This window comes from Mesorhizobium sp. WSM2240, from assembly GCF_040438645.1.
Classification (GTDB): domain Bacteria; phylum Pseudomonadota; class Alphaproteobacteria; order Rhizobiales; family Rhizobiaceae; genus Allomesorhizobium.
In genome coordinates this window covers 5,396,141-5,417,985 of the sequence record NZ_CP159253.1, presented here as the reverse complement: position 1 = coordinate 5,417,985, position 21,845 = coordinate 5,396,141, and the positions used below count along the sequence as shown (strand labels likewise).

Sequence of the window (21,845 nt, the reverse complement as noted above, 5' to 3'; positions counted from 1 at the left end):
GTGCCCGCGCCGTCAACCGGTTTCAAGCTCGAATTCGATCGCAAAGAATTGCCTGGCAAAACTCCGCTTTGACAATCGATGCGGCCTTGATATCATTTGCGTACGAATGAATTTTGGCCGGCCCACGCCGGGAGGCATTGCGTGATCCGTTACGCGAAACCCACCAACCTCAACGATGCGCTTATCCTGCTGGGCGAGGCGCAATGGCGGGTCCTGGCCGGCGGCACGGATTTCTATCCGGCGCTGGGGGCCAAGCCTCTCCAGGAAAATGTGCTCGACGTTAACGGGCTCGGCGAATTGCGCGGGATTGCCGAGACTGACGGGCACATTGTCATCGGCGCGCGCGCGACCTGGACCGACATCGTCAAGGCGGACCTGCCGCCGGCTTTCGACGCGCTGAAGCAGGCTGCGCGCGAAGTCGGCTCAGTGCAGATCCAGAATACCGCCACCGTGGCCGGCAATCTCTGCAACGCTTCGCCGGCCGCAGATGGCGTGCCGCCGCTGCTCATCCTTGATGCGGATGTCGAGCTGCGTTCACTCGGCGGGACGCGGCATCTGGCGCTGGGCGATTTCATTCTAGGCAACCGCCGCACGGCGCTCCAACCCGGCGAAATGGTGACCGCAATCCGCGTTCCGAAAAGCTCGTCCGCCGGCACGTCGAATTTCCAGAAACTGGGCGCGCGGCGCTACCTCGTCATCTCCATAGCTATGGCCGCGGCGCGGATCATCATTGAGGATGGCGTCGTCAGTGACGCGGCGATCGCTGTCGGTTCTTGCTCCGCAGTTGCCAGGCGGCTGGGCGACTTAGAGGCGGCCTTGCATGGGTTGCCTGCCGGTCCGCAGCTTGCCCGAGCGATCGGTGGGGCGCGTTTTTCCGAACTCGCTCCGATAGACGACGTGCGTGGCACCGCCGAATACCGGCTCGACGCAGCGCGCGAGATCGTTTCCCGCGCAATAGTGGCTGCCATAGGTCATTCCGCGACCGAAACGGTGGCTGCATGAACACGCGCCTCGACTTCGAACTCAATGGCGCGGCCGTATCGGTCGAGGTGTCGCCGGTAGCGCGGCTTTCTTCTGTACTGCGCGACGAACTGCGGCTGACCGGCACCAAAGTCGGTTGCGACGCCGGCGATTGCGGCGCCTGCACCGTGCTTCTCGACGGCGAGCCGGTCTGCAGCTGCCTGTTTCCCGCGGCTTCAGCTTCGGGCCGGAAAGTGCATACCGTGGAAGGACTTGCCAACGGCAAGCTGTCGGCGCTGCAGGCCTCCTTCCTAGAGCACGGCGCGGCCCAGTGCGGCATCTGCACGCCCGGCCTGCTGGTGGCGGCGGCGGCGCTCCTCGACAAGAATCCGCAGCCCCGCGAAACCGAGGTGCAGGATGCGCTTGGCGGCATACTGTGCCGCTGCACTGGTTATCGGAAGATCATCGCCGCGGTGATGGGCGCTGGCACCGCATATGGCCACGCCCAATCTGAATTGGATGCCCGCGTCCCGCCAGCCGGCCACGCCGTCGGGGCGTCGCCGATCCGGCTCGACGGCGTTGCAAAAGTCTGCGGGGCTGAAAAATTCGGCGGCGATTCGTTTCCAGCCGGTGCACTTTCCGTTCTGGTGGTCCGCTCGCCGCATCACCACGCACGCTTTTCCTTCGGTGATCTCGACGCCTACGTAGCGGCAAATCCGGGCATCGTCGACGTCTTCACCGCCGCCGATATCCCGGGAAAGAACTGCTTTGGCGTGATCCCGCCCTTCGCCGACCAGCCGGCGCTTGCCCAGGGCAGCGCACGCTTCCGCGGCGAGGCGGTGGCGCTGATCGCGGGCGAACGAGCCGCGGTCGCCGATCTCGACCTGACCAAATTTCCAGTGACATGGACCGAGCTGCCACATGTGCTGCAGCCTGGCGAGGCGCAGGCCGAGGGTGCGTTTTGCATTCACGACGGGCGAGACAAGAATCTGCTGACGGCGGGCTTCGTCGAACGTGGCAATCCCGACGGCGCCATCGCCGAGGCGGCGCACGTAGTCAGCGGCGCTATCGAAACCTCCTATGTCGAGCACGCCTATATCGAGCCGGAGGCCGGTTTCGCCGCTATGGACGGCGACACGCTGGTAATCACCGCCTGCACGCAGGCGCCTTATATGGACCGTGACGAAACCGCTAAGGTGCTCGGCCTGCCGCCCGAAAAGGTCCGCATCGTGCCCACCGCCACAGGCGGCGGCTTCGGCTCCAAGCTCGACGTGTCGTTGCAGCCGCTTATCGGCCTTGTCGCCATGAAAACCGGGCGTCCGGCGGCCCTCGCCTACACCCGTAACGAATCCATGATGTCCACGACAAAACGTCATCCCGCCTCGATGCGCGCGACGATCGGAGCGAATGCGGATGGCACCGTCTGCGGCATGATCTTTTCCGGCGATTTCAACACCGGCGCATATGCGAGCTGGGGGCCGACGGTCGCCAACCGCGTTCCGGTCCATGCATCAGGCCCGTATGTGACGCCGAACTACCGCGCCGAAGGCCGCGCTATCCACACTAACGGACCGATCTCGGGTGCGTTTCGCGGTTTTGGGGTGCCGCAGGCAACGATCATGCAGGAAACGCTGTACGACGAGCTTGCCGCAAGGCTCGGAATGGATCGGCTGCAGTTTCGGTTGAAAAACGCTCTTCGAAACGGCTCCGTAACGGTTACCGGACAGCACCTTTCCGAGGGGGTGGGCATAGGAGCCTGCCTGGAAGCGCTGAAGCCGCATTGGACCCGAGCGTTGACCGATGCTGAAAAGTTCAATGCCGAAAGTCGCGCGAAAAAGCGTGGTGTCGGCATCGCTTCATGCTGGTACGGCTGCGGCAACACCTCGCTGCCGAACCCTTCCACCATAAAGCTCGGCATCTCGCCCGATGGCGCGGTCGTCCTGCATCAAGGCGCTGTCGACATCGGCCAGGGCTCCAACACGGTCATCGCCCAGATCGCGGCCGATGCGCTCGGCCTGCCTCTCGAAAAATTCCGGCTGAAAAGCGCCGATACGGCGATCACGCCCGACGCGGGCAAGACATCGGCGTCTCGCCAGACCTTTGTCTCGGGCAAGGCCGCCGAAAAGGCCGCGCGGGCGTTGCGCGAAAAGATCCTGCGCTTCGCCAACGTCTCGGAAAAGGCGACACTGCAGTTTGAGGGCCCGACGCTTGTCATTCGCGAAGGAGCTGCGATCCGCCGACTCGATCTCGCCGGTATGAAGGCCAATCCCGACGGCTTTGTCTTCGGCGCCGAGGAGACATACGACCCGCCGGTGACGCCGCTCGATGCCAGGGGCCAGGGCAAACCTTACGCGCAATATGGTTTTGGCGCGCAGATCGCCGAACTGGAGGTCGACCTCAAGCTCGGCACGGTCAAGCTGATAAAGATCACGGCCGCGCACGATGTCGGCAAGGCCATCAACCCCATCCTCGCCGAAGGCCAGATCGAGGGCGGCATCGCTCAGGGCATCGGCATGGCGCTGATGGAGGAATATATACCGGGCCGTACCGAGAATCTGCACGACTATCTGATCCCGACGATCGGCGATGTGCCACCGATCGAAACCATCCTGATAGAAGTTCCGGATCCGGAAGGACCGTTTGGCGCCAAGGGGTTGGGGGAGCATGTGCTGATCCCGACCGCGCCTGCGATCCTCAACGCGATCCGCCATGCCACCGGCGTTCTGGTTACCAAAATTCCGGCCACACCGAGCCGCATCCGGGCGGCAATCCGCGAAGCGGAGGTCACGGCATGAGCGAATTGTCCGAACGCTTCGAGACGACGGAGGCAGGCGCGAAGCAGGTCGGCGAGAAGATCCGCTGCGATGCCTGCCCGGTCATGTGCTATATCGCAGAGGGCCGCACCGGCGCCTGCGACCGCTACGGCAATGTCGGTGGCCGGATCGTTCGCAGCGACCCGCTGACCATTCTTCACCATGCGACCGAGGCCGGCGGCGAAATCCTGCCGTTTGCCGGCGAGGAATGGAACGGAGAACTGGTCAATACCGGGCAGCGCTTCGTCACCGCCATAGGCGCCGGTACCACCTATCCCGACTACAAGCCGGCGCCTTTTATCGTCAGCCAGGAGGTCGAAGGCGTCGATCTCGTCACCGTTGTGACGGAAGGCATCTTCTCCTATTGCGGCGTCAAGGTGAAGATCGACACCGACCGTCATATCGGCCCTGAAACGGCGACAGTGCGGGCACAGGGCGAGGCGGTGGGTCACGTCACCACTGGAGAATACGGCTCGCAGATGCTGTCGCTCGGCGGCGTCCATCATCTGACCGGCGGATCGAAGGCGGAAGGCCGCGTAACCTGCGAAACACTGCTCGATCTCTGCAACAGGAAGCCGGTTGAGCTTGCGATCGACGGCGGCGCGACTGTCATCGTCGAGGCCGGCAAGGCGCCGATCATCGACGGCCAGACGGAGCACCGCATGCGAGTCGGCTGCGGCTCTGCGACCATCGGCATGTTTGCTACGCAGTGGCGCGGGCTGGTCGACGAAGTTGTTGTTGTCGACGACCACATCACCGGCGTGGTTTCCGAGCACCAGGCCGGCAAAGTGCTGGGCTGGGAAGATACCGGTATCAAGATCATCGGGCGGCGGTCGACGCCGGGACGCTATTTCAAGGTTTCGGAGCCGGGCGTAGGCTGGGGCGGCACGACGATCTCCGACCCGCTCTCGATCCTCGGCGACTGGAACCCGAAGAAGGGCGCGCGCCCCGGTCTGTCGCTGCTGATGGTCTCGACCACCGGCGAGCAGTTCGCCTATTTCGAGCTCGACCAGGAGTTGAAGCCGGTAGAAAAGCCATTCCCGGAGCGGCTGAGAAAATCCGTCGGCCTGATCGAGGAGAATTGCGAGCCGGCGCTGTGCACCGTGCTGTTCGTCGGGGGGCGGGCGGGTCGCTGAGGGCAGGCGTGGTCGAGAACCCGGTCAATCTCACCCGGTCGGTGCAGGGCCTAAATACCTATGTGACGGTCGGCGGCGCCCCGACTTATGTCTGGCCGGGCGGCGGCATCACTCTGATGGTCGACGTCATGCGGGTACCGGAGAACGCCTTCGGCTACGTCCCGACGCCGGCCCTGGTCGCGCCGATCGAATTCACGCTCCGCCGCGACGATTATCTGCGCCTTGGCGGCTACGCCTCCGAAATCCGCACCGTCGACGACATTCTTGCGGCCGGTGGCGAGTATCTCAACCCGCGCGCGCAGAGAGCGGCTGCTGCCGTCAATCCCTGGCCGCCGCTGCAGCAGTTGCGGCGTTCGCCGCCCGGAAGCGCAAAGTGACCGGGCCGCAGGCGAACTGGCTGGAAGACGGCCGGAGGCTTCACCTCAATCACGGCCCGATCGACCTGATCGTCGAGGCTTTCGGCGATGTAGCCGAGGTCCGCGCCGCCTATACGCAGGCGGTAGCGCGCTTTCAGACAATCCTGACGGAGCTTGTAGAGGAACTGCCGGAACTGCGCCGCCCTGCCGGTTCTCGCCCGCGGGCCTTCGCCGGACCTACCGGGCGGCGGATGGAGCGCGCCGTCTGGCCCTATGCCGAAAACTTCATCACGCCGATGGCGGCGGTGGCAGGCTCGGTTGCCGACGAGGTCATGGCGGCGATGCTGGCCGGGAAAACGCTTCAGAAGGCCTATGTCAACAATGGCGGCGATAGCGCGCTGCACATTGCCGGTGGGCAGGAGATGCGCGTCGCCATTGCTGGTACCGGGCACGGCTTTGCCGACCGCGTGACGATCCGGGCCGAAGACCCGGTGCGCGGCGTCGCCACGTCCGGCTGGCGCGGGCGCAGCCATTCGCTTGGCATCGCCGATGCCGTGACTGTGCTAGCGCGGAACGCCGCAGCCGCGGACGCTGCCGCCACCGTCATAGCCAATGCTGTCGACCTGCCCGGTCATCCGGCGATCGAGCGCGTTCCGGCTTCCAGCCTGTCGCCCGACAACGATCTCGGCGAGCGGTTGGTGACGGTGGGAGTCGGCGCGCTCTCAACCGGCGAGGTGGCGGAGGCGCTCGACGCCGGGCTTGCAGTCGCCGAGGATTTGCGCAGGCGGGGCTTGATCCATGCCGCGGCGCTGTTTTTGGGTGGCGAAGTGGCTGTAACGATAGATTTCCAGACACTGGCGTTGCGTAACGAAAGAGCCCCCTCTGCTTCGCGGCCACCTTCCCCCTTCGTAACGGAGAAAGGAAAGGCGCCAAACTTGCCGCCGCGATTCCTCTCCCCCGGGCAGGGGGAGAGGTGGCGAGCAAAGCGAACCGGTGAAGGGGTGATTTTTGCCATGCATAAAAAACGAGGAACCCATGCCTGAATTCCCGATCCGCAAGATTGCCGTGCTAACCGAGGAGATTTTCCACGAGGGCGGGCCGGCTTCGGCCGAACCGCGGCGGCGTGCGGCGGCCATGGCGCTGGTAAAAAACCCCTTCGCCGGACGTTACGTGGAGGAGCTGCAAAGCGGCATGGACGATTTGAAGCCGCTCGGCCTCATGCTCGCCGACCGGCTGATCGCTGCACTTGGCGGGGATCCGAAGGCGATCGACGGCTACGGCAAGGGCGCAATCGTCGGAACGGCTGGCGAGCTCGAACATGGCGCGCTGTGGCACGTTCCGGGTGGCTACGCCATGCGCGAAAGGCTGGGCCACGCCAAGGCTATCGTGCCTTCGGCCAAGAAGGTCGGCGCCTTCGGTTCGCGGCTCGACGTGCCGCTCGGCCACATCAACGCAGCTTACGTGCGCAGCCATTTCGACGCCATGGAGGTCGGTATCGCCGACGGCCCGCGGCCGGACGAGATCCTGTTCTGTCTCGCCATGACCATCGGCCCGCGTGTCCACAACCGTATGGGAGGACTGGAAGCCGGCAGCATCAAGGCATGGGACGGCCTGCGATGAGCGCGGAGGAAAACATCCTCAAGCTGGTCGAGGCGGAGGAACCCGGTGACGACTACCGGCTGCAGGACCAGGTCGGCTTTATCCTGCGGCGGGCGCACCAGCGCCACGTCTCGATCTTTGCCGCCCACATCGCCGACCTGACGCCGCCGCAATTTGCAGCGCTTGCCAAGCTGCACGATGTCGGCGAGACCTCGCAGAACCAGCTAGGCCAGCTGATCGCCATGGATGCGGCGACGGTGAAGGGCGTGATCGACCGGCTCAAGGCGCGGGGTTTTGTCGAGCTGACCAGGCATGAAATCGACAAGCGTCGGCTGCTGGTCAGCCTGACGCCGGAGGGCCGCGAAGCGGTCGAGCGGCTGATACCGTTGGCGCAGAAGATAACCGAGGAAACGCTTTCGCCGCTGTCGCCGAAAGAAGTCGCGACTTTCATGAAGCTGCTGGCCAAAATGGCGTGAGCGGGGGCGCGCCTCGCCGAAATTGTCTGGTTTGCCCGGTTCGGAATCAGCTCAGACGTGCTGGCCGCCATTAATATGGATCTCGGACCCGGTGACATAGGATGCCTGGGTCGAGCACAGGAAAAAGATGATGTCGGCGACTTCCGAGGTCGCGCCGAGCCGGCGCAGCGGTATCGTCTCGACGATCTTTTCCGTGCCCGGCGACAGGATCGCTGTGTCGATCTCGCCGGGGGCGATGGCGTTGACGCGAATGCCGTGCGGGCCAAAATCCGCGGCCATTTCGCGGGTCAGCGAGCCGAGGGCGGCTTTGGAAGTGGCGTAGGACGTGCCTGCAAATGGATGCACGCGGGTGCCGGCGATCGAGGTGACGTTGACGATCGATCCGCCGGCCGCCGCCAATTCTTTGAATAGTCCTCGCGCCAGCATGATCGGCGCGAAGAAATTGACCTGGAACACGTCGCGCCAGAGATGCATCGGCGTGTCGATCGAGTTCATCCGGCTGCCGTCCTTGAGCTTGGGCGAAATGCCGGCATTGTTGACCAACGCGTGCAGCTTGCCGCCATGCGCCTCGAGGCGGTGGCGGATTTCCGAAATGGCGATGCCGACATCCTCCTGATCGGCAAGGTCGACCTTAATGTGGTCGTCGGGGCCTGCGGGCCAGGGGCAGTCGGCGGTGAAGGCCTGCCGCGAACAGGTGATGACGCGCCAGCCCTCGCGCGAAAAGCGTTTCACCGTGGCATGGCCTATGCCGCGGCTGGCGCCGGTGAGCACAATGGTTTTTCGCGTATCGATCTCGGCCATCGGGTCAAATCTCCAGCCCCGCTATGTAGCCGAACGCCAGGCCGGTGGCGAGGGGCCGATTCTGGGGCTTAATTACCTAAGATGATGTCGAGGATGGAGGTCTGGCGCTTGACCGCGGGGCCGCCGACATCGGCCGGCGGCACCGGGCGTCGGATCGAGGCGGTGGGCGCATCCTGGCGCGGCAGCTCGAAGCCGCCGACGGCTTCAACGGTCTCGATGGCGCGCTTTTGACGGGCCGGCTGAGGCACCGGCGCGTCCGCGCTGGAGATCGCCTCGGAAACGGCGTCTTCGAAGCCCGGTGTCGTCTGCGGCGTGGGGGTCCATGAGCCGGGCAGGCGCGCCACCGGCACGCCTTCATGCGCCGCCACCATGAACTCATGCCACGCCTGCGCCGGCAGGGCGCCGCCGGTGACCTTCTTCATCGGAGCGTCGTCGTCGTTGCCGAACCAGACGCCGGTGGTCAGGTTGGCGGTGTAGCCGACGAACCAGGCGTCGCGCGACTTCTGGCTGGTGCCGGTTTTGCCGGCGGCCGGCCAGGCGAAGCCGGCCTTGGTGGCGGTTCCGGTCTCCACCGTCCCGGTCATCATCGAATTCATCATGCCGACGATTTCGGGCCGGATGACGCGTGGGGCGGAGCCGCCGGTGTTTTCGTAAAGCACCTCGCCAGAGGTCGTGGTGACGCGCCGGATGAAATGCACTTCAGGCCGGTAGCCGCCATTGGCGAAGGGAACGTAGGCAGCCGTCAGCTCCAGCGGCGTCACTTCGGACGTGCCTAGCGCGATCGAGGTGTTGGCCTGCAAATCGGATTCGATGCCCATTCGGTGCGCGACCTCGACGACCGCTTCCGGGCCGACTTCCATGGTGAGCTGAGCCGAGACGGAGTTCAGCGACTTCGCCAAAGCGGTCGCCAGCGTGACCTTGCCGTAATATTTGCCGTTGTAGTTTTCAGGCGTCCATTTGCCGATCCTGATAGGCGCGTCGGTGCGTACGCTGTCGGGCGTGCGGCCCTGCTCGAGGGCCGCCAGGAAGACGAACGGCTTGAACGCCGAACCCGGCTGGCGACGGGCTTCGGAAGCGCGGTCGAACTGGCTGTTGGCGTAGTCGTAGCCACCGACCATGGCGCGCACCGCACCCGAATTGTCGATCGACACCAGGGCCCCCTGGCTGACGTTGAGCTTTTCGCCATTCTCGGAGATCAGCCGGCGGATGGACTTTTCGGCGAGTTCCTGAAGCGTCAGGTCGACGGTCGCGTCGACAATGATGTCGGTGCGGACATCACCGATCAGGCCAGGTAGCTCCTCCATGATGCGGTCGGCGACGTAATGCTCGGAGCCGGTCCAGTAGGCGGCGGCGCGAGTAGCGGGCGCACTCATGGCGAAGGTGAGTTCTTTCTCGCCGATCATGTCTTCATCACGCATTGCGGCCAATACGAGCTGCGCGCGTGCTTCGGCTGCCTTTGGATCGCGCGCCGGCGACAGGCGCGACGGCGCCTTCAGGAGACCTGCGAGGAGCGCTGCCTCCGAGAGCGTCACGTCGCGCGCGGACTTGCCGAAATAGCGGCGCGAGGCCGCCTCCACGCCGTAGGAGCCGGAGCCGAAATAGACCCGGTTCAAATACATTTCGAGGATCTGATCCTTGGTGTGCTTATGCTCCAGCCAGAGCGCCAGAAGCACCTCCTGGACCTTGCGTTCGATCGTCCGGTCGGGTTTCAGGAACAGGTTCTTTGCCAGCTGCTGCGTCAGCGTCGAACCGCCTTGCGTGAAGCGGCCATCCATCAGGTTCGCGGCCATCGCCCGCGCGAGCCCGATGGGATCGATGCCGAAATGCGAATAGAAGCGGCGGTCCTCGATCGCCATGACCGCCTGCGGGATATAGGGCGACATTTCGTGCAGGCCGACCGCCTCGCCGCCGGTCATGCCGCGATTGGCGAGAAGCTTGCCGTCGACGGAAACGATCTTGATGTTGGGCGAGCGGTCGGGAATGGCCCAAGTAGTGGCGCTTGGCATTTTGGCGCCATACCAGGCGACTGTGCCGGCAGCGGCGATGCCGCCCCAGAGCGCCAGCACGAAGCACCAGTAGAACAGTCTTGCGAAACCTCCGAGCAGGCCGCGCCGCTGTTTTCCGCGACTGCGGCGCGACGGCTTGCTCTTTGCCGATTTTCCCTTGGCCGGGTTCTTGCGTCGACTGTTCGGAACCACGCGATCTTCCTCGCTCACCGACAGTTCCGACGTAGATTTTACCCGTGACGGCCCATCAAAAGTCGGTTCGATGCGCGTCTTGTTTCGGTTCGCCATGCCGTCCCGCTGTTTCCGTCCCGTTAGCGACGCCAACTGGACAGTAAATGCGGCGATTTAAGGGGGGGTTAAGCCGGCTTGGGCGCTCGGCCCGGCAAAGGCGGCGCGGAGAAAACACTATTATAATTACAGCGGGCAGTTACGTCCCGCCGCAAAAAACCCGCCCCGGTTGCCGGAGCGGGCTTTTCCGTTCACTTAAGGCACCGTCACATCGCGTTGACGGCCCGGCAAAGGTCCGTGAACTTGATGTCGGTGTTGGTTTCGCAGGCAGCTCTCAGGCTCATCCTGTCGGGATCCGGCAAGGCCAGATATGTGGTCCTGATCTCAGCTTCCGGACGCAGGGTCGTCAGCCCTTCATCCATATAGAATTGATGAATGTTGGGCCCGGTGAGGTAGTTCGAAGCGTCGGTTCCGCCGCCGCCGCGCTGATTATCGGCTCCGAGCGCATCCGGCTGCGTGGCCCCGGTCTCCTGGGCAAGGGCCGCTCCGGAGAGCGAGAGAATGACGGAGAATGCCGTGGCTAGAAGAATTTTCATGGCGTTTTCCTTCCTGATATCGATTTCACCGATCATTCGGTGACCCTCAAATCTCCAACAGCCGCGCCGATGAAAGGTTCCGTATTCCAGCGAGCCGAAACCGCGCGGTTTTCGGCCTGAAACCGGCGGAATTTCCATCATTCCGAGCTGCAAAACCGCCTTTTCACGCAGGTTTGATCCAGCACGCGTCCAAGCCGTGCACGGGGGAACGAAATCGCTTCACCGAGATTTTTAAACGAACCATATCCGGGAGACAGCCGATGAAGCGCATTCTTTTCGCCCTTGCGGCTTATGCATTCTACAGATGGTGGAACAGCCAACCCGAGCAGCCGGCCGCGCCTTCCGCGCCGCCGAAACGGACGCCGCCGCGCCGCCAACCGGTCAATCCGGGATGAGCGCTAACCACTTTCAGCTGTGGGCGAAGATGTCTTCCTCGTCCCAGCCGAGAAGATCGAGCTTCGAGCGCGTCGGCAGGAAGCGGAAGCAGGCCTCGGCTACCTCAGTGCGATTTTCCCGCGCCAGCCTTCCGGCCAGCACGTCGCGAAGCCGGTGCAGGTAGAGCACGTCCGAGGCCGCATATTCGAGTTGATCCTGCGACAGCATCTCGGCGGCCCAGTCGGAGGATTGCTGCGCCTTGGAGAGGTTCACGCCTATCAACTCGGCACAGATGTCCTTCAACCCATGGCGGTCGGTGTAGGTGCGGGTCAGGCGCGAGGCGATCTTGGTGCAGAACACCGGCTCGGCCATGGCGCCGAAGGCGTGGTAGAGCACGGCCAGGTCGAAGCGACCGTAGTGAAACAGCTTCGTTATACGCGCGTCGCGCAGGATGGCGACCAGGTTGGGCGCCTGGGTCTGGCCGGGCGCTATCTGGATAACGTCGGCGGTGCCGTCGCCGGGCGAGATCTGCACGACGCATAGACGGTCGCGGTGCGGCTTGAGCCCCAGCGTCTCGGTGTCGATGGCGACGGCCTCGACCTGGTAATGTGCGAGGTCAGGTAGGTCGTTTCTGTGGAAGCGGATGGTCATCAAGGCCTCACCTGGTCAGCGCGTCGAGGATACGGGCCCAGGAGCGCTGGCCCTTATGGAAGGAAGACAGGTCGTATTTCTCGTTGGGCGAGTGGATGCGGTCGTCAACAAGCGCGAAGCCGGCGAGCAGCGATTCCATGCCAAGATAGTTCTGGAAGTCGCCGACGATCGGGATCGAGCCGCCCATGGCGATCATCACCGCCGGCTTGCCCCACTCGTCGGACAGCGCCGCCTTGGCCTTGGTCAGGAACGGCGCATCGTAGGAAAGCTGGATGCCCGGCGAGCCGCCATGCTCGTGGAATTCGACGGAACAGTCGGCGGGAATGCGCTCGCTGACGAATGCGCGCAGCGCTTCGCGAATCTTCTTCGGATCCTGCTTGTGGACCAGGCGGCAGGAGACTTTGGCGGATGCTTGCGAGGCGATGACCGTCTTGAATCCCTTGCCCGTGTAGCCGCCGGTGATGCCGTTGAACTCGCAGGTCGGCCTGGCCCAGGTCAATTCGAGCACCGAGCGGCCCTTCTCGCCGGACGGGATCGACAGACCGACCTCGCCGAGGAAGCTCTCTGCGGTTTCGCCCAGCGCCTCCCAGGATTTCAGGATCTGCGACGGCGTCTCCTCGACGCCTTCGTAGAAGCCGGGAATGGTGACCCGGCCGGTCTCGTCATGCATGTCGGCCAGCACCTTGGCCAGAATGCGGATCGGATTGGCCGCCGCGCCGCCGAATTCGCCCGAATGCAGGTCGCGGTCGGCGGCGTGGACCGTGATCTCCTCGCCGACAAGGCCGCGCAGGCCGATGCAGAGCGCCGGCGTCTCGCGGTCCCACATCGAAGTGTCACAGACCATCGCGAAATCGGCCTTCAACTCCGCCGCATTGGCTTCCAGGAACGGCTTCAGCGAAGCCGAGCCGGACTCTTCCTCGCCCTCGAACAGGATGGACACCCTACAGGGCAGCTTGCCGTGAACCTGCTTGTAGGCGCGGCACGCCTCTACGAAGAGCATCAGCTGGCCCTTGTCGTCGGAGGAGCCGCGGCCGGTGATAATCTTGCGGCCGCCGCCGATGTCCTTCAGGGCCGGGTCGAACGGATCGCTCTCCCAAAGCTCGAGCGGATCTACCGGCTGGACATCATAATGGCCGTAGAAAAGCACATGCGGCGCGGCCGGCGTCGGGCCGTCGTGATGGGCGACTACCATGGGATGGCCGGGCGTGTCTCGGATGCTGGCGTCAAAGCCGATCGAGGCCAGGTCCGCCACCAGCCATTCGGCGGCGCGGCGGCATTCGGAGGCGTAAGCCGGATCGGTCGAGATGGATTTGATGCGGAGCAGCCCGAACAGGCGCTCCACGCTCTGGCCGAGGTTCTGGTCGAGGCGGTCGAGGACGGGTGATAATGGCAGCATTCAAGAGCCTTTCGCGAATCTGGCCGCACCCTAATGGGTCGGAACGGCGACGAAAAGCCCGGAGAAACTGGCGCGGCTCCAAACTGAAGGCAAAAAAATGCCGCCGTGGCGGAGGGGGAGACCACGGCGGCGGTACTTCAAAATGGAGCGGCAGCCCGGAGAGGGGGGATTAGGCTGCCGCTGTGTCCGGGCTAGGCGGGGGACGGGCCATACTCCGGACTCGGCAAAAAACGCCGATGGAGATCATTTGGAAACCGGAAAGTGTTGATTCAAGGGCAACAACATTACAGTTTCGTAACAAACACGTGATCGGTCCGGAATGTCAGTTGGCCAGCGCTGGACGGCTGCTTCCGGATGTTTGGAAGTGGACAGTGTTTGCCCTCCACGCTATCGCTTTCGCCATGAAAAAAGGCGATCACCTCTTCCTCGTTGACGGCTCCGGCTACATCTTCCGCGCCTACCATGCGCTTCCCCCGCTGACCCGCAAATCGGACGGACTGCCGACCGGAGCGGTGTCGGGCTTCTGCAACATGCTGTGGAAGCTGATGCAGGATGCGCGCAACACGGATGTCGGTGTAGTGCCGACGCATCTGGCCGTGATCTTCGATTATTCCTCCAAAACCTTCCGCAACGAGCTCTACGCCGAGTACAAGGCGAACCGCTCGGCGCCGCCGGACGATCTGATCCCGCAATTCGGCCTGATCCGGCAGGCGACGCGCGCCTTCGACCTGCCCTGCATCGAGATCGAGGGTTTCGAGGCCGACGATCTGATCGCGACCTATGCAAGGCTGGCCTGCGAAGCGGGCGGCGACACCACGATCATCTCCTCCGACAAGGATCTGATGCAGCTGGTCGGCCCGACCGTGTCGATGTACGACCCGATGAAGGACCGTCAGATCGGCGTTCCGGAAGTGATCGAGAAATGGGGCGTGCCGCCCGAAAAAATGATCGACCTGCAGGCGCTGACCGGCGATTCGGTCGACAATGTTCCGGGGGTGCCGGGCATCGGGCCGAAGACGGCGGCGCAGCTGATCGAGCAGTTCGGAGATCTGGACGCGCTGCTCGCCCGAGCGGGCGAAATCAAGCAGGACAAGCGCCGCCAGTCGATCATCGACAATGCCGAGAAGGCGCGGATTTCACGCGAACTGGTGCGGCTGAAGAACGACGTGCCGCTGGTTGACGGGCTCGACGATTTTGCGCTTCAGCCGCCGAACGGGCCGAAGCTGATCTCCTTTCTCAAGGCGCTGGAATTCTCCTCGCTCACTCGCCGCGTCGCCGAGGCGACCGGGGCGGAGCCGAACGAGATCGAGGCGGCGCGGATCATCGTGCAGACCGGTGAGGCTGCGCACGGCCCTGATCTGGATGCAGGCGTTCTCTTTCCCGCCGAGGTGGCTGCAGGCGCGGAACCTTCGGCAGCGCCCTCCGGCGGCTTCGCCGGCCCCTCGAGGGCGGAGGGCGCGGCACCGGCCGCGCTTGCCAAATCGCGCGCCGAGGCCGCCGCCGCCGCCAGGATCGACCGCTCGAAATACGAATGCATCCGCGATATCGCCACGCTGCAGGCATGGATCGCCGAGGCGCGCGATGCGGGTACGGTCGCCTTCCGTACGGAAACCACGTCGATCGACCCGATGCTGGCCGAACTGGTCGGCTTCTCGCTCGCCATCCGGCCGGGGCGCGCTGCCTATGTGCCGATCGCGCATCGCTCCAGCGAAGGCGACCTGCTCGGCGGCGGCCGGTCGCCCAACCAGGTCCCCTTCGACGAGGCTCTGGCGGCAATCCGGCCGCTGCTCACCGATCCCTCGGTGCTCAAGATCGGCCACAACATCAAATATGACTGGCTGCTGATGCACCGGCTGGGCGTCGACATCGCGCCGTTCGACGACACGATGCTGATTTCCTATGTACTCGACGCGGGCAATGGCAACCATGCTTTCGAAACACTGGCGGAGCGTTGGCTGGGCCATGCCGTCATTCCGTTCAAGGACGTGGTCGGCTCCGGCCGCAACCTCGTCACCTTCGATTTCGTGGAGATCGAGCGGGCGACGACCTATGCGACGGAGGGCTCCGATCTCGCCATGCGGCTGTGGCGCGTGTTGAAGCCGCGGATGGTCGCCAATGGCCTCACATCGGTCTATGAGCGGCTGGAGCGCCCACTGGTGCCGGTTCTGGCGCGAATGGAGGGGCGCGGCATCTCGGTCGACCGGCAGATGCTCAGCCGGCTTTCGGGCGAACTGGCGCAGCGCGCGGCAGCCCTCGAGGACGAGATCTACACGATCGCCGGCGAGCGGTTTACCATCGGCTCGCCAAAACAGCTCGGCGACATTCTGTTTGGCCGCATGGGGCTTCCCGGCGGCTCGAAGACCAAATCGGGCCAATGGTCGACCACCGCGCAGATCCTGGAGGAGCTGGCCGCCGAAGGCTACGAACTGCCGCGCAAGATCGTCGACTGGCGGCAGCTGACCAAGCTGAAATCGACCTACACGGACGCGCTGCCCGACTATATCCACCCCGAGACGAAGCGCGTTCACACCTCCTACGCTCTCGCGTCGACCCCGACCGGGCGCATCTCCTCATCCGAACCCAATCTGCAGAACATCCCGATCCGCACGGCAGAGGGACGCCGGATCAGGACGGCCTTCATCGCCGAGAAGGGCAACAAGCTGATCTCGGCCGACTACAGCCAGATCGAGCTCCGGGTGCTCGCCCACATAGCCGATATTCCGCAGCTGACCCAGGCTTTCGCCGACGGCGTCGACATCCACGCCATGACGGCCTCGGAGATGTTCTCGGTTCCGGTCGAAGGCATGCCGTCCGAAGTGCGCCGCCGCGCCAAGGCGATCAATTTCGGCATTATCTACGGCATCTCGGCCTTCGGCCTCGCCAACCAGCTCTCGATCGCGCGCGAAGAGGCGGGCGACTACATCAAGCGCTATTTCGAGCGCTTTCCCGGCATCCGCGACTACATGGAATCGACCAAAGCCTCCTGCCGCGACAAGGGTTATGTCGAGACGATTTTCGGCCGGCGGGCGCATTACCCCGAAATCCGCTCGTCAAACCCGCAGCACCGCGCCTTCAACGAGCGCGCGGCGATCAACGCGCCGATCCAAGGTTCGGCCGCCGACATCATCCGCCGCGCCATGACGCGGATGGATACCGCGCTCGCCGAGGCGAAGCTTTCGGCGCGCATGCTGCTTCAGGTGCATGACGAACTTATCTTCGAGGCGCCGGAGGAAGAGGTCGAGGCGACACTGCCGGTCGTGCGCGAAGTGATGGCGGGCGCCGCGATGCCGGCAGTCAACCTCGCCGTGCCGCTGCAGGTGGATGCAAGAGCGGCCGATAATTGGGACGAGGCGCATTAGTGCGCGTTTGAGATAAGGTCGGCCCGCCTCGGCGCGCCTTGGGCGTGATCAGGCTATTAAGCCGCCACGGCCGCACAAGCCGCGCAGGTGCCGCGGAACTCGATGACCGCCTTTTTGGCGGCGAAACCGGTGGAGCCGACCCAGGCGTCGAGGCTCTTTCCCACCTTCTCGTCTGAGAACTCGGCCACCTGGCCGCATTTGTCACAGATGGCGAAGGCGATCATGCGGTGGCTGTGGTCGTGCGGCTCCGAACAGGCGACGAAGGCGTTCATGCTTTCAAGGCGGTGCACGAAACCGGCATTCATCAGCCCGTCGAGCGCACGATAGACCTGAAGCGGCGCGCGAAAGCCCTCACTGCGCAACTGGTCGAGAAGCGTGTAGGCGCTGAGCGGCCCGGTCGCGGCCTCGAGTTTTTCGAGCACCCGCAACTGGTTCTTCGTCAGCATTTCCCTGGTCGCCATGATGTCCTTCCGCTCGCTTCGCGCCGGCGAAAGTTTTGCACAGCACGCAGGCAATGTCATTTGCCTGCGTTCACATAGCGATTGGGCGGCGGTTTTGCCAGCGAGCCTTGAAGCGACGCGGCTGCGAACGCCAGTCGAACCGATCAGGTGTCTCTTTTCGGCTTCGATGCGCCGAAGCTGCCTGGCGGGTTCTGGCCGTCGCCGTGACGCGTCTTTTCGGGAGTCTCGTCCATATCTTCCTGCAGGCCGTGTTCCGGCGGCCCCTCATGGGTGCGCTCGTCTGGACTGTCCTCCATGCCGCCACCACCGACGGATTGCAGCTTGCGTGCGCCGGTCGCCCGGTCGTTGCGGCTTTCCGGAGGAAAATCAGGCTCGTCATCAAAGGTGGCGTCGCCGCCGGAAATCACACGCGGCTCAGCGCTGGAGAGACCGTCATTGTCACAGCCATGCTTGGAGCGGACAAACTGGCCGGCCGCATCCTTCTCGATTTTCTTCGCCTGATCGGGCATGTTCGCCTCCGTCACTGTCGTCTACTGACAACAGCAACGGACGGCAAACGTTCCGCCGTCAGGCAGCCGCCTTCACCTTGCCGAGCCGCTTGATGGCCGGTTTCAACGGCCGCTCGCTATCGCAGTAGTCCTGCCAGGCGGTGGTTTTGGCGAGCAGCGCCGGCGCGGTACGGAGCGTATAGCGCTTCGGGTCGAGACCCGGTTTAACCTCTTCCCAGTTCAGCGGCATCGACACAGTTGCGCTCGGCCGCGCACGAGGCGACAGCGGCGCTACCGCCGTCGCCATGCGGTCGTTGCGGAGGTAGTCGAGGAAGATACGGCCGGTGCGCAGCTTCTTGGACATATTGACGAGATAGCGGTCGGGGCTGTCGCGCGCCATCTGCTTGCAGATCTCCTGGGCGAACGCCTTGGCTTCCTTCCAGTCAGGCCCGCCCTTGGCCGGCGCTTTCAGCGGCGTCACCACATGCAGGCCCTTGCCGCCGGTGGTCTTGCAGAAGCTGACCATGCCAAGCGCCTCCAGCCGCTCGCGCATCTCCCTGGCCGCCACGATGATGTCGGCAAATTCGACCTCCGGCCCAGGATCGAGATCGAAAACCAGCCGGCCCGGCACTTCCGGCTTTCCGGGTTCGCAGTTCCAAGGGTGCAGTTCCAGCGCACCGATCTGGGCGACGGCGGCGAGACCTTCGACTTGGTCGATCTGCAGATAGGGCTTCTTGTCGCCGAATACCGGCACCAGTTCGATCAGTTTCGACGTGCCGGGCATTGCATGGCGCTGGAAGAACTGTTCGCCGCCGATGCCGTCCGGCGCGCGAATTATCGAGCATGGACGGCCCTTTATGTGCTCGATCAGCCAGCGCCCGACGGCCTCGAAATACTCTGCGAGATCGAGCTTGGTTACCGGCTCGCCATCGCCGGCGTCGGGCCACATCTCCTTCTCCGGGTTCGATATCGCTACGCCCATGACCATCGGCTTTCCTCCCTTGCCACGGATCCTGACAGGCTTTGCGGCTTGCTTGACATCGGCGTTGGGTTCGGCGGCTTGCGCCTGCTCGACGGGCGCCGGGGTTTCCGCCCTAACCTCACGCGCAGGCTTGTCCTCGCGCAATCCCTTGAACGCCGCCTGCCTGATCTGGCCGCCATCGGTCCAGCCCGCGAACTGGATCTCGGCGACTAGTTCGGGTTTGGTCCAGTTAATATTGGCGGCTTTTTTCGGCGCGTTGGCGCCGGTGAAGGGGGATTTGGTCGTCTTCATCGCCTTCAGCTTCGGTAGCAGCTTCTCAACCTTGTCGCGGCCGAAGCCGGTTCCGACGCGGCCGACATGGACGAAATGCCCGTCGTGAAAAACGCCGGCGAGCAGCGAGCGGAACTTGCCGTTTGTCGTCGTCCATCCGCCGATCACGATTTCCTGACCTTCCCGGCTCTTGGCCTTGGTCCAGCTCGCAGTTCTTCCGGATTCGTAAGGCGCGCTCGCCTTCTTGGAGATGATGCCTTCCAGGCCGAGACTGCTTGCCGAACGAAGCACCGCCTCGCCATCGCCTTCGAAATGCTCGACGAAGCGGATATGCGGCACGTCGTCCGCGCTGTCCGCCAGCAATTCCTGCAGCCTCGCCTTGCGCTCGGTGAGCGGCAGCGGCCGCAGGTCGTCAGACCCGTCGAACAACAGGTCAAAGGCGAAAAACACCAGATCGCCGGTATCCTGTTCGGACAAAGCGGCCTGAAGCGCGCTGAAATCCGGCCTGCCGGAGCCATCCAGCGCAACGATCTCGCCGTCGATAATACAGTTCGGAAGCGTATCGGCTTCCGCGGCGATCGCGCTGAACTTGCCGCTCCAGTCGAGGCCCTTGCGTGTCTTCAGCACCGCGCGGCCGTCCTCGACGCGCAATTGCATGCGGTAGCCATCGAATTTGATCTCGTGAAGCCAATCGGACCCGCTCGGTGCACGGCTCACGGTTTCGCAAAGCTGCGGCGCAATGAAATCGGGCATGCCCGCCGACTTGCTGCGCTTGCGCGCGACCGGCTTTCGCAATTCCTGCCTGGGAGAAAGCTTTTCGCTATCGCCCCTGTTGGAGTTCCAGACCGCATCCGGGCTCGCCGCTCCGTCGCCGGCCAGCATGAAGGGCGTCGGGCCTTTGCCTTTGCCCTTGGCGATTTCGGCCAGGGTGCGGCCTGAGGCGACCGAGCGGTCTTCCGCGAGGATGGCGTCTCCGTCGCCCTCGCGCGCAGCCGCGTCGCGGTGCTTGATGAGCAGCCAGTTGGTGCGCTTGCCGCCGTCGCGGTCATTCTTCATACGCACGAGAACCCAGCTTCCGTGCAGGCGCTTGCCCTCCAGCGTGAATTTCAGATCGCCGGATTCCAGCGCCTTCTCGGGCGTCTTGCGGCCTTCGACGCTCCAATAGCCGCGGTCCCAGAGCTGCACCGTTCCGCCGCCATACTGGCCTTTGGGGATTGTGCCTTCGAAATCGCCATAGGCGAGCGGGTGATCTTCCGTCTCGACCGCCAAGCGCTTGTCGTGCGGATCAAGCGACGGGCCACGCGTCACCGCCCAGGACTTGAAGACGCCGCCCATTTCGAGGCGCAGATCGTAATGCAGGCGCGTCGCAGCATGCTTCTGGATGACGAAGCGAAGGCGCGGAGACGGCGACGCTTCCGCCTTATCGCTCGGCTCGGCGGTCTTGGTGAAGTCGCGTTTCGACCGGTATTTCGAAAGCTTCGTCTCTGCCATCAGGTTCTCCGCAGCGGACCAACGCGAGCAAGCCAGTTTGGTTTCTGGCGCGGATTTGCGCAATGCCCGGCATGCATGCAGGAATCAGCTGCGATGGAACATAAGTCGAGCCGAGCTGTTCGGCGCCGACGAGATGCGGCCGATCGTCTTCCTCCCCACCCGGCAACGCGTCGCGACCGGCGGCGTCTCGTCGCCGCCCGAATCCGGCACGCGCCGGGCATGGAACTTTCCTCCCGAAACCGGCTTTCTGTCTGGTGGGGCGATGAATTGCGCCCTGCGACAAGATGGATTCCAAAGGAATGTTTTATGAAAATTGCGCATGTCGCGCCGCTGTTTGAGAGCGTGCCTCCGCGCTATTATGGCGGAACCGAACGCATCATCGCATATCTCGTCGACGGACTGGTGGAGCTCGGTCACGAGGTGACGCTGTTTGCCAGCGGCGATTCCAAAACCACGGCGACCCTCGTGCCTGTCAGGGATCAGGCGCTGCGACTCGATCCGTATCCGCTGAAGTCGCAGATCGCTGCGCATCTCGCCATGCTGGACGATGTCCGCCGGCGGGCCGACGAATTCGATATCATCCATTTTCACCTCAGCCATTTCCTGCATTTCCCGTTCTTCCAGGACATGCCCGAACGGACGGTCACCACACCGCACGGACGGCTGGATTACAAGGATCTCGCCGGCGCATATCGGCGCTGGCCGCATTTTCCTATGATCTCGATCTCGCATCGCCAGCGGCAGCCGTTGGCTGAGGCCAACTGGGTCGGAACGGTTCACCACGGCCTGCCGCTCGATCTATACCGGCCGATCCCGCGGCGTGAGGAGGCCGGCTATCTCGCCTTCCTCGGCCGGCTTTCACGCGACAAGCGACCCGACCGGGCCATCGAGATCGCCCGCCGCTGCGGCCTGAAGCTCCGGATGGCGGCCAAGGTGGGCGAGGACGACCGCGCCTATTTCCACGACACGGTCGAGCCGCTGATCGACGGCGTTTCGGTCGAATATCTGGGTGAAATCGGCGAGGAACAGAAGGCGGATTTCCTGGGGAACGCGGCGGCGCTGCTGTTTCCGATCGACTGGCCCGAACCCTTCGGGCTGGTGGTGATCGAGGCCATGGCCTTCGGCACGCCGGTGGTCGCGTGGAACAGCGGCGCAATGCACGAAATCATCGACGAAGGCGTGACCGGCCATATCGTCGATTCCATCGATGAGGCGGTCGCGGCGGTCGGAAGGGCTGTAAAGTTCGACCGAAACCTGGTGCGGGCTGCGTTCGAGAAGCGCTTCTCGGCAACGCGGATGGCTCGCGATTATGCCGCCATCTACAGGCAACTGCTCGACACAGCATCCCACGGACATAGAATTGGCGCGGTGGCCGTCTGATTCCTCGATGGCAAACCGTCG

Annotated in this window: 16 protein-coding genes and 1 pseudogene; 9 read left to right on the top strand and 8 right to left on the bottom strand. The window is 64.0% G+C overall.

Features of this window, described 5'->3' with window-relative positions; all coding sequences use genetic code 11:
* Nucleotides 1-141: 141 nt before the first annotated feature.
* The 6 genes and pseudogenes from ABVK50_RS26985 to ABVK50_RS26960 all read left to right on the top strand — a co-directional run bounded on the left by ABVK50_RS26985 (nucleotide 142) and on the right by ABVK50_RS26960 (nucleotide 7,340).
* Nucleotides 142-1,002 (top strand): xanthine dehydrogenase family protein subunit M, encoded by an 861-nt coding sequence (locus tag ABVK50_RS26985; protein WP_353643662.1) that lies wholly within the window; start codon nucleotides 142-144, stop codon nucleotides 1,000-1,002.
* Nucleotides 999-3,755 (top strand): molybdopterin-dependent oxidoreductase, encoded by a 2,757-nt coding sequence (locus ABVK50_RS26980; RefSeq protein ID WP_353643663.1) that lies wholly within the window; start codon nucleotides 999-1,001, stop codon nucleotides 3,753-3,755. The genes ABVK50_RS26985 and ABVK50_RS26980 overlap by 4 nt, the downstream gene beginning before the upstream one ends.
* Nucleotides 3,752-5,286 (top strand): annotated as a pseudogene (locus tag ABVK50_RS26975) (6-hydroxynicotinate reductase). The gene ABVK50_RS26980 and the pseudogene ABVK50_RS26975 overlap by 4 nt, the downstream one beginning before the upstream one ends.
* The gene (locus ABVK50_RS26970) at nucleotides 5,283-6,308 is read left to right on the top strand and encodes a UPF0280 family protein (protein ID WP_353643665.1); all 1,026 of its coding nucleotides are present in this window, start codon (nucleotides 5,283-5,285) and stop codon (nucleotides 6,306-6,308) included. Before ABVK50_RS26975 ends, ABVK50_RS26970 begins: the two are co-directional and overlap by 4 nt.
* Entirely contained in the window at nucleotides 6,301-6,885 is a 585-nt protein-coding gene (locus ABVK50_RS26965) for an amino acid synthesis family protein (RefSeq protein ID WP_353643666.1), read from the top strand. The genes ABVK50_RS26970 and ABVK50_RS26965 overlap by 8 nt, the downstream gene beginning before the upstream one ends.
* Nucleotides 6,882-7,340, top strand: a complete 459-nt coding sequence (locus ABVK50_RS26960) for a MarR family transcriptional regulator (protein WP_353643667.1) — start codon at nucleotides 6,882-6,884, stop codon at nucleotides 7,338-7,340. The genes ABVK50_RS26965 and ABVK50_RS26960 overlap by 4 nt, the downstream gene beginning before the upstream one ends.
* Before the next feature lie 51 nt (nucleotides 7,341-7,391).
* Here ABVK50_RS26960 and ABVK50_RS26955 read toward each other — a convergent pair whose 3' ends face one another.
* From ABVK50_RS26955 to ABVK50_RS26945, 3 genes are all read right to left on the bottom strand, one after another.
* Entirely contained in the window at nucleotides 7,392-8,141 is a 750-nt protein-coding gene (locus ABVK50_RS26955) for an SDR family oxidoreductase (RefSeq protein ID WP_353643668.1), read from the bottom strand.
* Between the two features lie 68 nt (nucleotides 8,142-8,209).
* Nucleotides 8,210-10,435, bottom strand: a complete 2,226-nt coding sequence (locus ABVK50_RS26950; RefSeq protein WP_353643669.1) for a transglycosylase domain-containing protein — start codon at nucleotides 10,433-10,435, stop codon at nucleotides 8,210-8,212.
* Nucleotides 10,436-10,641: 206 nt separating this feature from the next.
* On the bottom strand, nucleotides 10,642-10,971 hold the full coding sequence (locus ABVK50_RS26945) for a hypothetical protein (protein WP_353643670.1): 330 nt from the start codon (nucleotides 10,969-10,971) through the stop codon (nucleotides 10,642-10,644).
* A 260-nt stretch (nucleotides 10,972-11,231) separates the two neighbouring features.
* Here ABVK50_RS26945 and ABVK50_RS26940 point away from each other — a divergent pair, with 260 nt between their 5' ends.
* Nucleotides 11,232-11,366: a hypothetical protein gene (locus ABVK50_RS26940; RefSeq protein ID WP_353643671.1), complete on the top strand. Its 135-nt coding sequence runs from the start codon at nucleotides 11,232-11,234 to the stop codon at nucleotides 11,364-11,366.
* Nucleotides 11,367-11,379: 13 nt separating this feature from the next.
* Here ABVK50_RS26940 and ABVK50_RS26935 read toward each other — a convergent pair whose 3' ends face one another.
* Both ABVK50_RS26935 and ABVK50_RS26930 read right to left on the bottom strand, forming a co-directional pair.
* Nucleotides 11,380-11,997 (bottom strand): ribonuclease D, encoded by a 618-nt coding sequence (locus ABVK50_RS26935; protein WP_353643672.1) that lies wholly within the window; start codon nucleotides 11,995-11,997, stop codon nucleotides 11,380-11,382.
* Between the two features lie 7 nt (nucleotides 11,998-12,004).
* Complete coding sequence (locus ABVK50_RS26930; protein ID WP_353643673.1) at nucleotides 12,005-13,393, bottom strand: M20/M25/M40 family metallo-hydrolase; 1,389 nt, start codon at nucleotides 13,391-13,393, stop codon at nucleotides 12,005-12,007.
* Between the two features lie 401 nt (nucleotides 13,394-13,794).
* On the opposite strand from ABVK50_RS26930, the gene polA reads away from it, so the two are divergent.
* Nucleotides 13,795-16,752 (top strand): DNA polymerase I, encoded by a 2,958-nt coding sequence (gene polA / locus ABVK50_RS26925; protein ID WP_353645794.1) that lies wholly within the window; start codon nucleotides 13,795-13,797, stop codon nucleotides 16,750-16,752.
* A gap of 56 nt (nucleotides 16,753-16,808) precedes the next feature.
* Here the strand turns inward: polA and ABVK50_RS26920 are convergent, their stop codons facing one another.
* The 3 genes from ABVK50_RS26920 to ligD all read right to left on the bottom strand — a co-directional run bounded on the left by ABVK50_RS26920 (nucleotide 16,809) and on the right by ligD (nucleotide 20,444).
* Nucleotides 16,809-17,213, bottom strand: a complete 405-nt coding sequence (locus ABVK50_RS26920; protein ID WP_353643674.1) for a Fur family transcriptional regulator — start codon at nucleotides 17,211-17,213, stop codon at nucleotides 16,809-16,811.
* 143 nt (nucleotides 17,214-17,356) lie between these two features.
* Nucleotides 17,357-17,722 (bottom strand): hypothetical protein, encoded by a 366-nt coding sequence (locus tag ABVK50_RS26915; protein ID WP_353643675.1) that lies wholly within the window; start codon nucleotides 17,720-17,722, stop codon nucleotides 17,357-17,359.
* Nucleotides 17,723-17,780: 58 nt separating this feature from the next.
* Nucleotides 17,781-20,444 carry a DNA ligase D gene (gene ligD / locus ABVK50_RS26910; protein ID WP_353643676.1) on the bottom strand — a complete coding sequence of 888 codons (2,664 nt, stop codon included), beginning with the start codon at nucleotides 20,442-20,444 and terminating at the stop codon, nucleotides 17,781-17,783.
* A 306-nt stretch (nucleotides 20,445-20,750) separates the two neighbouring features.
* Between ligD and ABVK50_RS26905 the strand changes: the two genes are divergently transcribed.
* Nucleotides 20,751-21,824 carry a glycosyltransferase family 4 protein gene (locus ABVK50_RS26905; RefSeq protein WP_353643677.1) on the top strand — a complete coding sequence of 358 codons (1,074 nt, stop codon included), beginning with the start codon at nucleotides 20,751-20,753 and terminating at the stop codon, nucleotides 21,822-21,824.
* The last annotated feature ends 21 nt before the right edge of the window (nucleotides 21,825-21,845 follow it).

What these genes read in the sequence shown, in the direction of transcription:
- ABVK50_RS26955 (WP_353643668.1), bottom strand. Translation starts at nt 8,141, where the DNA reads ATGGCCGAGATCGATACGCGAAAAACCATTGTGCTCACCGGCGCCAGC.
- ABVK50_RS26965 (WP_353643666.1), top strand. Translation starts at nt 6,301, where the DNA reads ATGCCTGAATTCCCGATCCGCAAGATTGCCGTGCTAACCGAGGAGATT.
- ABVK50_RS26905 (WP_353643677.1), top strand. Translation starts at nt 20,751, where the DNA reads ATGAAAATTGCGCATGTCGCGCCGCTGTTTGAGAGCGTGCCTCCGCGC.
- ABVK50_RS26945 (WP_353643670.1), bottom strand. Translation starts at nt 10,971, where the DNA reads ATGAAAATTCTTCTAGCCACGGCATTCTCCGTCATTCTCTCGCTCTCC.
- ABVK50_RS26920 (WP_353643674.1), bottom strand. Translation starts at nt 17,213, where the DNA reads ATGGCGACCAGGGAAATGCTGACGAAGAACCAGTTGCGGGTGCTCGAA.
- ABVK50_RS26960 (WP_353643667.1), top strand. Translation starts at nt 6,882, where the DNA reads ATGAGCGCGGAGGAAAACATCCTCAAGCTGGTCGAGGCGGAGGAACCC.
- ligD (WP_353643676.1), bottom strand. Translation starts at nt 20,444, where the DNA reads ATGGCAGAGACGAAGCTTTCGAAATACCGGTCGAAACGCGACTTCACC.
- ABVK50_RS26940 (WP_353643671.1), top strand. Translation starts at nt 11,232, where the DNA reads ATGAAGCGCATTCTTTTCGCCCTTGCGGCTTATGCATTCTACAGATGG.
- polA (WP_353645794.1), top strand. Translation starts at nt 13,795, where the DNA reads ATGAAAAAAGGCGATCACCTCTTCCTCGTTGACGGCTCCGGCTACATC.
- ABVK50_RS26935 (WP_353643672.1), bottom strand. Translation starts at nt 11,997, where the DNA reads ATGACCATCCGCTTCCACAGAAACGACCTACCTGACCTCGCACATTAC.
- ABVK50_RS26915 (WP_353643675.1), bottom strand. Translation starts at nt 17,722, where the DNA reads ATGCCCGATCAGGCGAAGAAAATCGAGAAGGATGCGGCCGGCCAGTTT.
- ABVK50_RS26950 (WP_353643669.1), bottom strand. Translation starts at nt 10,435, where the DNA reads ATGGCGAACCGAAACAAGACGCGCATCGAACCGACTTTTGATGGGCCG.
- ABVK50_RS26930 (WP_353643673.1), bottom strand. Translation starts at nt 13,393, where the DNA reads ATGCTGCCATTATCACCCGTCCTCGACCGCCTCGACCAGAACCTCGGC.
- ABVK50_RS26980 (WP_353643663.1), top strand. Translation starts at nt 999, where the DNA reads ATGAACACGCGCCTCGACTTCGAACTCAATGGCGCGGCCGTATCGGTC.